Annotated in this window: 8 protein-coding genes; 3 read left to right on the forward strand and 5 right to left on the reverse strand. The window is 71.0% G+C overall.

What is annotated here, in order from left to right; all coding sequences use genetic code 11:
* Positions 1 to 2022 (reverse strand): hypothetical protein (locus tag HCN51_RS56950; RefSeq protein ID WP_206069095.1); only part of this gene is annotated, 2022 nt, incomplete at its 3' end.
* Between the two features lie 290 nt (positions 2023 to 2312).
* Between HCN51_RS56950 and HCN51_RS56955 the strand changes: the two genes are divergently transcribed.
* Complete coding sequence (locus HCN51_RS56955; protein ID WP_080038190.1) at positions 2313 to 3053, forward strand: FadR/GntR family transcriptional regulator; 741 nt, start codon at positions 2313 to 2315, stop codon at positions 3051 to 3053.
* Positions 3054 to 3214: 161 nt separating this feature from the next.
* Here the strand turns inward: HCN51_RS56955 and HCN51_RS56960 are convergent, their stop codons facing one another.
* The 4 genes from HCN51_RS56960 to HCN51_RS56975 are packed head-to-tail and all read right to left on the reverse strand — an operon-like array spanning position 3215 to position 7448.
* Positions 3215 to 4390, reverse strand: a complete 1176-nt coding sequence (locus tag HCN51_RS56960; protein WP_168022108.1) for a mandelate racemase/muconate lactonizing enzyme family protein — start codon at positions 4388 to 4390, stop codon at positions 3215 to 3217.
* Between the two features lies 1 nt (position 4391).
* Positions 4392 to 5219 carry a carbohydrate ABC transporter permease gene (locus tag HCN51_RS56965; RefSeq protein ID WP_080038188.1) on the reverse strand — a complete coding sequence of 276 codons (828 nt, stop codon included), beginning with the start codon at positions 5217 to 5219 and terminating at the stop codon, positions 4392 to 4394.
* The gene (locus tag HCN51_RS62880) at positions 5219 to 6166 is read right to left on the reverse strand and encodes an ABC transporter permease subunit (RefSeq protein WP_206069096.1); all 948 of its coding nucleotides are present in this window, start codon (positions 6164 to 6166) and stop codon (positions 5219 to 5221) included. The genes HCN51_RS56965 and HCN51_RS62880 overlap by 1 nt, the downstream gene beginning before the upstream one ends.
* A gap of 4 nt (positions 6167 to 6170) precedes the next feature.
* Positions 6171 to 7448, reverse strand: coding sequence for an ABC transporter substrate-binding protein (locus tag HCN51_RS56975; RefSeq protein WP_168022109.1), 1278 nt, complete (start codon positions 7446 to 7448; stop codon positions 6171 to 6173).
* 119 nt (positions 7449 to 7567) lie between these two features.
* On the opposite strand from HCN51_RS56975, the gene HCN51_RS56980 reads away from it, so the two are divergent.
* A complete protein-coding gene (locus HCN51_RS56980) occupies positions 7568 to 8338 on the forward strand; it encodes a FadR/GntR family transcriptional regulator (RefSeq protein ID WP_206069097.1) in 771 nt (256 codons plus the stop codon).
* A gap of 315 nt (positions 8339 to 8653) precedes the next feature.
* Positions 8654 to 9616: CE1 family esterase (locus tag HCN51_RS56985; protein WP_428981593.1), on the forward strand; the 963-nt coding region annotated here is incomplete at its 3' end.

A 9616-nucleotide genomic window follows, 5' to 3' on the forward strand; every position in this document is an offset into this window, starting at 1 on the left:
CAGGCAGCGGCCGGAGCCGACGCCCTTGATCGGACCGGTGTTCCCCGAGGGCCCGCCCCGGGGGCCGGCGGCGGCGATCACGGCCTGCGCGCCCGACGGCCAGGCGCCGTTGGTGACCGTGACGTTGTTGTTCACCACGTTGCCGCGGTCGCCGTTGGTCACGTTGGTGCTGCCGTTGGTCGACCAGTTGCCGGTGACGGTGAAGTTGCCCATGTTCTCGCCGCCCCAGTAGTTCGCGGTCGCCCACGTGCCGGTGTTCGCCAGGACGTTGTTCCTGACCGTGTAGTACCGGGAGCCCTCGTCGAAGTAGACGCCGAACCAGCCGTTGGTGCGCAGGCAGTGGTTGTCGCTGATCACCGCGCCCGGGTTCCACGACAGCGTGTAGATGCAGCCGCCGTCGGTCATCTGCTGCATCACGTCGTGCACGTAGTTGCCGACGAGCTTGTTGCCGGAGGCGGTGGTGGCCGTGGTGTAGCGGGGCTGGAAGTCGTACAGGCCGCGGTTGGCGTAGTGGGTGCTGCCGCCCGGCTCGTTGGAGCCCCAGCCGTACCCGATCGACATGCCGGTGTAGGGCAGGTTGTAGACCTCGTTGTGGGACACGTCGGTGCCGGTGACGTACGTGGTCAGCACCGAGACGATGCCGCGGTGGTCGAGTCCGAGGTCGTGGATGCGGTTGTCGCTGACCGTGATGTCGCGGTTGACCATCCGCGCGTCGCTGGGGTGGTGCGCGTCGGCGCGCACGCCACCGACCACGACGCCGCCGGCCGAGCTGCGCGCGATCTCCGAGCGGGTCACCGTGATGCCGGAGGCGCCCAGGCCGACGCCGCTGGCGTGCGCGTTGGCGTCGTTGCCGATGCCGATCGCCGTCTGTCCCAGGTTGACGAAGCGCGAGTCGGTGAACGTGATCGTGTTGGCCGCGGAGACCTGCACGGCGGCGGGCATCTGGAACCAGTTCGGCCGGGTCGCCTCGAACTGGCGGCAGCCCTCGTGGCAGGAGGTGAAGGCGGGCCAGCTCCAGTTGCCGGCCATGTAGGCGCCGGTCTGCTGGTCCACGTAGCCCTGGTCGCTGCTCGGGCCGAGCCAGCTCGTGCCGGTGAAGGTGATGCCGCTGAACGTCAGGTGGTGGGCGGGCGCGTCATAGGTGCCCCCGACCTGCACCAGCGACTGCAGCACCGGCAGCTCCACGCTGACGTTGCCCATGCTCTGCCCGGCGAGCGGGATGTAGGACAGGGCGCCGGTCCCCGGGTCGAGGTACCACTCCCCCGGCGAGTCGAGGAACTCGTAGGCGTTGACCAGGTAGAGCGGCCCCGCCCGGTGCGGGCTCGTGAAGGTGTCGTAGCCGAAGTTGTTGTTGTTCCAGGCGGGCTGCTTCATCGTGATGAGGTTGCCGGCGATGCTCTGCACCGGGGAGTACCGGTCGGTGAACGAGCCGACGCTCTCCATCTCGATCCGGCCCTGGTTCGCCAGGTTGTTCAGGTAGCTCAGGGCGCCGCTGGTGAACCTCATCCCCGTGCTGCTCGCCGTGAAGTCGGAGCGGTTGACGGCGGTGCGCGCCCGGGTGGCGAGCGCGCCGTCCACGTACAGCTGCCGGCTGTCGATGCCGGCGCCGACGGAGGCGCGCCAGATGTTCTTCCCTGAGTCGGCCAGGGACCAGCCGGTGACCGCCCTGGCCCCGCTGATCACCGGGGTGGCGCCGGCCGCGGCCTGCCACCTGACGGTGTAGCCGTTGGTGCCGGAGTCGGCGGCGGTCAGCCGCAGCGGCTGGGACAGGCGGTACACCCCGCCGGCCAGCTCCACCACGATGTCACCGGACATCCCGGCGTTCAGCGAGCGCACCGCCGCCTGCGCGGCGGACAGCGCGCACGGCTGGGCGGAGGTGCAGGCGGTGCCGGTGCCGGCGGGGGCCGCGTACAGGGTCGTGGTGGCCGCGCTCGCCGAGGTGGCGGGGGCGACGAGGGCGAACGCCGCGGCCAGCGCGGCGGTGACGATGCCGATCAGGAGCGGTCGCGAAGGTAATGGCACAGTCGTTCCTTTGGGGGGTAGGGGCGCCGGCCTCGCTCCTCATTACGTTCGGATCTTGCAGATCCGTCAAGACTTTAAGCCCGCTTATTTCGCGATGCGCACACCTTTAGTACGACTGTGGTGAGTTGTTTTGCCGATCTACCTGGCGCTTTGTCGGCGGCCGGGTGTGGCGGTGGCGATCACTCGCGAATGAACCGTTCATATGTGTCGTACACATCGAGGACGACTCGTCCGAGGGAGGGCCGGACGATCAGTCATACTCATGCAGGGAACGGCGAGGAGGAAGCACGGTGACCGACACCCCGCGCGAGAGCGGATACCGGCCGGGCTACGAGGTGGCGGCCGAGCAGGTGCTCGAACTGATCGTCCGGCTCGGCCTGCGGCCCGGTGACCGCATGCCGACCGAGAACGAGCTGGCCCAGCAACTGGGCACCAGCCGCACCGTCGTCCGCGAGGCGGTGAAGATCCTCTCCGCGCTCGGCCGCGTGCGCGCCCAGAAGGGCCGCGGCCTGTACGTCGCCGACGACGAGGGCATGTTCGGCACCGGGCGCTGGGGGTCCTTCTTCCTCCCCACCGACCTCGACCACGTCTACATGCTGTTCGAGTTCCGCCGGGCGCAGGAGATGGAGACCAGCCGGCTCGCCGCCCGCCGCGCCACCCCCGCCGAGCTGCGCGCCATCGAGGAAGCGGCCGGCGTGTGCCGCCACGGCTTCGAGACCGGGCGGGAGGAGCTGTTCAACGAGGGCGACGACGCCTTCCACACCGCCATCGCCACCGCCTCGCACAACATGTTCCTCCAGGTCGCCGTCCGGGAGGCGCGCCGGCTGCAGGCGCAGTCGAGCCTCATCGGGCTGCGCGGCTCGGTCGGCGGGCACGCCGCCAAGGCCGTCGAGGAGCACGACGCCATCTACCAGGCCATCCGCGCCGGAGACCCGGAGGCGGCGGCCCAATCGGCGGCCACGCACATCGACAACACCCTCGACGACTACCGCCGCGAGATCCAGCAGCGCCTCTTCTTCTCCTCCCACTGACCCGCCCGCCCCACCTCGGCCAGGCGCACCGGCGTGGGGGCGGCTGGTGGGGCGTGGGGCAGGCGGTGGCCGGCAGGCGGGCGCGGCCTGCGCAGGGGCGGTGGTGGGCGGGGGGCGCGGTGGGCTGCGGTCCGATCTGGCCTGGGTCATCCTGGCCTGGGTCATCCTGGCCGCCGCGCCGGGCGGGAGTTGCCGGTGACGGCCAGGAGGCGGCGGCCGGCGTGTTCGGGGCGGATGTGGGGGCCCTCCGCGGCGCGGGTGGAGGGGTGGCGGGCGGAGGTGTCGATCGTTCGTTCGTCGATCGTGATGCCCAGGCCCGGTGAGTCGCCGAGGATGAAGGCGCCGTCCTCGATGTGCAGGTCGAGGGACAGGCCGCGCGGCGGGTGGAGGTCCTGCAGCTCGCTGGCCAGGTGGTTGGGGACGGACGTGGCGGCGTGCAGCAGCGGGACGGGGGTGGCGCCGATCGGGCTGACGGGCAGGTCGTGGGCGTGGGCCAGGGCGGCGACGCGCAGGAAGTGGGACACGCCCCAGACGACGGCCGTCTGGACGATGTCGACGGCGCCGGCGGCCAGCAGCGGGCGGAACTGTTCGAGCCCGGTGAGGTTCTCGCCGGTGGCGACGGAGGCGCGGATGCCGCGGCCGACGGCGGCGAGCCCTTCGGCGTCCCAGCGCCGCACCGGCTCCTCGATCCACGTGAGGTCGAGGGCGCGTTCGAGCTCGCAGACGTGCCGGACCGCCTGCTTGCGGGTCCAGGCCTCGTTGACGTCGAGCATCAGGCCGGGCCGCGCGCCGTGCCCCGCCTCGGTGAGGACGTCCCGGACGAGGGTGAGGCGGTGCCGGTCGCGTTCGATGTCGAGGCCGCCCTTGAGCTTGGCGGCGCGCAGCCCGTGCCGGGCGTACTCCTGGTGGACGGCGACGAGCTCGTCGTCCGTGAGGCCGATGTCGAGGCCGGAGGCGTAGGCGGGCACCTGCCGGTCGCGCCCGCCGAGCAGGCGCCACAGGGGCTCGCCGGCGGCCTGCGCCTTGATGTCCCACAGGGCCGTGTCGAGCGCGCCGATGGTGCCGAAGACGGCGCCGGCGTGGCCGGCCTTGAACGTGCGCCGCAGCATGCGGTCGTAGAGCGCGGTGACGCCGCGCGGGTCCTCGCCCTCGATGGCGGCGAAGACGGCCTCGATCTCCACGTGCGGCCCGAGGCCGACGCCGGTGATGCCCTCGTCGGTGTCCACGAGGACGAGCGGCACGGGGACGGCCCCGTCGGCGAAGACCCCGTTGACGTCTCCGACGGGCCGGCCCCATTCCTGGACCGTGGTCATGGTGCGATATCCGGTGATCCGCATGTCAGCCCTTCGTGGAGCCGGCGGTGACGCCGTCGGCGATCTGGCGCTGGAGGAACAGGTAGATCATCAGCACGGGCACCGCGGCGATCAGGATCCCGGAGGCGAACGTGGGGATGTCGTCGGAGTACTGGCCGCGCAGCGCGTTGACGCCGATCATGAGCGTGCGGTGCTCGGGTGACGGCATCATGAGCAGGGCGATGAGCACGTCGTTCCAGCAGAACAGGGCGTCGAGGATGCCGACCGACAGCAGCGCGGGGGCGCCGAGCGGGAGCATGATGCGCCGGTAGACGCCGTAGACGGTGTTGCCGTCGATCCTGGCCGCGTCGACGATCTCCGCCGGGATGGTCCGGTAGTGGCTGGTCATCAGGAAGACGGTGAAGGGGAGGAACTGGGCGACGTAGGCCAGGATCAGCCCGGGGTAGGTGTCGACGAGCCCGGTGTCGGCCATGACCCTGGTGAGCGGCACCATGATCACCTGGAACGGGACGAACAGCCCCGCGAGGCACCCCAGGAAGATCACCGAGGAGCCGCGGAAGCGCAGCCGGGCCAGCGCGAAGCCGGCCATCGACCCCAGCAGCAGCAGGAGGGCCACGGCGCACGCGACGACGACGAACGAGTTGACGAAGTAGCGTGCCATCCCGGCGCCGGCCCACGCCTCGGCGAGGTTGTCCCAGCGCGGGGACGCCGCCGGGGAGAACCGGTCGAGGACGTAGTCGCGGCGGGTCTTCATGGCGACGTTGGCGGTGAACACGAGCGGGTAGATCGTCGCCAGCGCGAGGGCGGCCATCGGGACGGCGGCCGCCCACCTGGCCAGGCGCGTACCGGGCATCAGTCCTGCCTCCCGGTCCGCCGGAGCAGGGTGATCTGCAGCAGCCCGACGACGAGCATGACGACGAACAGGACGGTGGAGGCGGCCGAGGCGAGCGCCGGCCGGTTCATCTGCCCCTGCTGGTGCCAGATGTAGTACTCCGGCAGGTAGGTGGACCCCTCCGGGCCGCCGCTGGTCATGACGAAGAGCAGGCCGAACATGGAGGTCAGCATTCCGATCATCGTCGTCACGAAGACGAACTGGATGGTGCGGGTCAGGCTCGGGATGATCACGTGCCAGATGGTCCGGGCGAGGGACGCGCCGTCCACGCGGGCGGCGTCCAGCAGGGTGGCGTCGAGGGTGCTGAACCCGGCCAGGAACACCACGAGGGCCATCCCGAACGTGGCCCAGATGTGCACGCCGGTCACCGTGAACATGGCGATGCCGGGGTCGCCGAGCCAGTCCACGGGGCCGGCGCCGAAGGCCCCGAGCAGGGAGTTCAGCGGGCCGTCGTACCCGAGCATGAGGTTGAAGATCGCACCGACGATCACCGGCGAGAGCACCGCGGGGAAGAAGTAGACGCTGCGGTAGACGCGGTGGCCGGGCACGCGCAGGTAGATGAAGGTGGCGAGCAGGCCCGGGATCGCCACCGCCACGGGGAGCAGCAGCACCAGCAGGCCGACGTTGCGCAGCGAGACGCGGAACAGCGGGTCGGCGGCCAGCTCCAGGTAGTTGCCCAGTCCGACGGGGGTGCCGTTGAGGTCGCCGTCGCCGGTGAAGGAGAAGTTGACGCCCAGGGCCAGCGGCCACAGGCGCAGCGCCACGATGATCAGGACGGCGGGGGCCACCAGGACGTAGGGCGCGAGCCGCTCGGCCCGCACCTTGCGCGCGTCCCGGTGGGATCCTCCCTGCCGCCGTGCGATCGCCGGGCTGCGCTGATGGGCGCGCGGCGGTGCTCCGATCGGCACGCGGTCAGCCCTTCCGGTCGGAGGCGGCCAGCTGCTCCACCGCCTTGTCCACGGTGGTCGAGCCGCTGAGGAGCTGCTGGGACAGCCGGCCCATGAGGTCGAGGGTCTTGGACGACAGCGCCACGTGCAGAGCGGGCCGGCCGCTCTTGATCTCGGAGGCGATCGCGGCGACGGCGGGGCCGGCCTGGGTGACGTCGATCGTGGTGTCGGACGCGATCGCGCCGGCCTTCTGGTAGAAGGCGGTCAGGGCGCCGGTCGAGGTGAGGGAGCGTACGAGGTCGGCGGCCAGGGCGGGGTCCTTGGTCCACTTGGCGACCGCGTAGCCGATGCCGCCGTCGTACGGCAGGCTCGGGGTGGCCCCTTCGGTGACGACCGGGGCGGTCATGACGCCGATCTTGTCGGGCGGCAGGAACTCGGCGAAGTCGTTCCAGTGCCCGACGTCCGACATCAGCCCGATGATGTGGGCGGCCTTGCCGGTCTCGAAGACGGTGAAGACGTCGCTGAACATGGCGGTGGAGTTGGCGCCGTCGTTGTTCAGCCCCTTGTCGCCGGTCTGCTTCCACAGCTCGAAGACGCGCCGCACGTTCGGGGAGTCCCAGTCGCGCTTGCCGGCGATCCAGTCGTCGTACTCGCGGGGGGTCAGGATGCCGGAGCCGAGGCCGGACAGGAAGAACTGGATGCCGAAGCCCTCCTTGTTGCCGAGCGCGAAGCAGGCGGCCCCGGTCGCCTTCTTGATGGCGGCGCAGCCGGTGACCAGCTCGTCCCAGGTCTTGGGCGGGGTGGCGGGGTCGAGGCCGGCCTTCTCGTAGAGCGCCTTGTTGTAGTAGATCGGGTGGCCTTGCAGGGTGACCGGGGCGGCGTAGACCTTGCCGTCCTTGCTGAACGCCTCCCAGCCGGCCAGCCGGCTCTTGTCGCCGGCCACGTACTCGTCGAGCGGGAGGAGCGCGCCGGCCCGGTCGCGGATCTGCCCGCCCCCGTTGAACAGCATGACGTCGGGCCCCTTGCCCGCCTGGATCGCGGTGCCGAGCAGCGTGTAGTACTGGTCGAACGGCTGGGCGACGAACTCGACCGTGACCTCCGGGTGCCGCTTGGCGAAGTCGGCCTTGGCCTGCTCGATGTAGGTGGCGGCGGCCGGCTCGCCGGACTTCCAGTCCCACACCACGAGCTTGCGCTGCTTCTGCTGGGGGTCGCCGGACGGGGTGTCCGTGCGGGTCGCGCTCCCGCAGCCGGCCACGGCCAGTGCCGCGGCGATGAGGGCCGACCATAACGCTCGCTGCTTCATCGTTGCCCGCTTCCCGGAGCGGCCGCTGGGTCCGGCCGACTGCCCGCAAACGTAATTCGTATGACGTCTGACGGCAAGAGGGGGCGCGTATACTGGCTTGCCAGGGCACCGGAGGCGAAATGACGGCATCTCAGGAAACGTCCGGGGGTGTCCCGGCGCCACCGGCCTGGGTGCGTCGCCCGGCGAGTCTGGCCAGGGCGGTGACGGCCGAGCTGGTGGAGCGCATCGTCCGCGGCGTCCACCCGCCGGGCACGGTGCTGCCGCCCGAGCCCGCGTTGTGCGAGGCGTTCTCCGTGAGCCGCACCGTCGTGCGCGAGGCCGTGAAGATCCTCCAGGAGAAGGGGCTGGTGCAGGTCCGTCAGGGCTCGGGCACCATGGTGACCCCGCCGGCGACGTGGGACCTGCTCGACGAGCTCGTGCTGACCGCGACCATCGCCGAGGACGAGAGCCTGGCGATCCTCGACGACCTCGTCGTGACGCGGCGCGTGCTGGAGTCCGACATGGCCAACGTCGCCGCCCGCCTGGCCGGGCCCGACACCGTCGACCGGCTGCGGGAGCTGGTCGACCGGATGGACGAGCTGGTGGACGACCCGGCCACGTACGCCGAGAGCGACCGCGCCTTCCACGACACGATCATGCGGGCGTCGGGCAACCGGATCGCCCGCGCCGTCGTGCGGTCGCTGGAGGGCCAGGTGGTCAACACCGCCCGCTACCTGGGCCGCACCGAGCGGGCCCTGTGCGTGGCGTCGAACCTCGGCCACCGCCGCATCTACGAGCGCATCGCCGCGCACGACCCCGGCGGGGCCGCCGAGGCGATGTTCCAGCACATCACCGAGGCCTGGATCGTGCGCCGCAGCGGGACGGCCGATCCCGTGCGGCTGCGGCGCTGAAAGTTTCACGCCCCCGGATCGGCGGCGGCCGCGGCCGCTTGTCCTGGTCAGGCGGAGGAGCGCGCGGGCGCTTGCCCGCACCGGCTCCCGACCCCCGGCGGGCCGCGCCTTGACAGGTCTTGTCACGGTCGGATTTGCTCCGCTGCACCATCACCGCCAGCCGCCCCGAAGAAAGGAGAACGTCGATTCGGCGGCAGTTTAGTTAGCGCTAACATCGCGAAAATCCGGCCGGTTCAGGCGCGGCGCGAATTCGGTGCGCCCGCACGGCTTCCCCCGCATGCGTGTCATCACGAGAACGGCAAAGGAATGTGCGTGATGTCCAGGCTCAGATTGTTTCTCACCGCCGTCTTTTCCGCGGTTCTGCTCATCGTCCCCGCCGCGGCGCAGACGGCGATGGCGCAAACGGCAATGGCCGGCCCCACCGCGGGATGCGGTAAGACCCCGACGCTGAGAAGCGGCTCCCAGTCGATCACCACGAGCGGCAAGAACCGCAGCTTCATCCTGCGAATTCCCGACAACTACTCCAACACGACGCCCTACCGGCTGATCTTCGGATTCCACTGGAACGGCGGCACCGCCGGCGACGTCGACGGCGGCGGGACCAGCGGCTACCCGTGGTCCTACTACGGGCTCAGAGCGCTGTCGAACAACACCGCGATCTTCGTGGCGCCGCAGGGCCTCGGCAACGGCTGGGCCAACTCGGGCGGCGAGGACATCACGTTCGTCGACGACATGATCCGCAGGATCGAGGCGGACCTGTGCGTGGACACCACGCAGCGCTTCGCCATGGGCTTCAGCTACGGCGGCGGCATGAGCTACGCGCTGGCGTGCGCCAGGGCGTCGGTCTTCCGCGCGGTCGCGGTCTACTCGGGCGCACAGCTCAGCGGGTGCAGCGGCGGCACGGAGCCCGTCGCGTACATCGGGCTGCACGGCCTGCGCGACCCGGTGCTGAACATCTCGGCGGGCCGGTCGCTGCGTGACCGCTTCGTCAGGAACAACGGCTGCACGGCGCAGAACCCGCCGGAGCCCGCGCAGGGCAGCCTGACGCACGTCGTCACCTACTACTCGGGGTGCCGCAGCGGCTATCCGGTGGCGTGGGCGGCGTTCGACGCGGGCCACACCCCCGGCCCCGTGGACGGGCGGCCGGGCGACTTCGAGCCCGGCGAGAACTCGTGGACCAGGCCGGTGGTCTGGGACTTCTTCACCCGCCTGGGCGGCGGCGACCCGAACCCGCCGGCCACGGGCACGATCAAGGGCGTCGGCTCCGGCCGCTGCCTT

This window comes from Nonomuraea composti (assembly GCF_012034275.1).
Taxonomy (GTDB): Bacteria; Actinomycetota; Actinomycetes; order Streptosporangiales; family Streptosporangiaceae; genus Nonomuraea; species Nonomuraea composti.

Bases quoted from the DNA above. Each gene is read 5' to 3' on its own strand.
- HCN51_RS56960 (WP_168022108.1), bottom strand. From the start codon at position 4,390: ATGCGGATCACCGGATATCGCACCATGACCACGGTCCAGGAATGGGGC.
- HCN51_RS56965 (WP_080038188.1), bottom strand. From the start codon at position 5,219: ATGCCCGGTACGCGCCTGGCCAGGTGGGCGGCCGCCGTCCCGATGGCC.
- HCN51_RS56980 (WP_206069097.1), top strand. From the start codon at position 7,568: ATGACGGCATCTCAGGAAACGTCCGGGGGTGTCCCGGCGCCACCGGCC.
- HCN51_RS56975 (WP_168022109.1), bottom strand. From the start codon at position 7,448: ATGAAGCAGCGAGCGTTATGGTCGGCCCTCATCGCCGCGGCACTGGCC.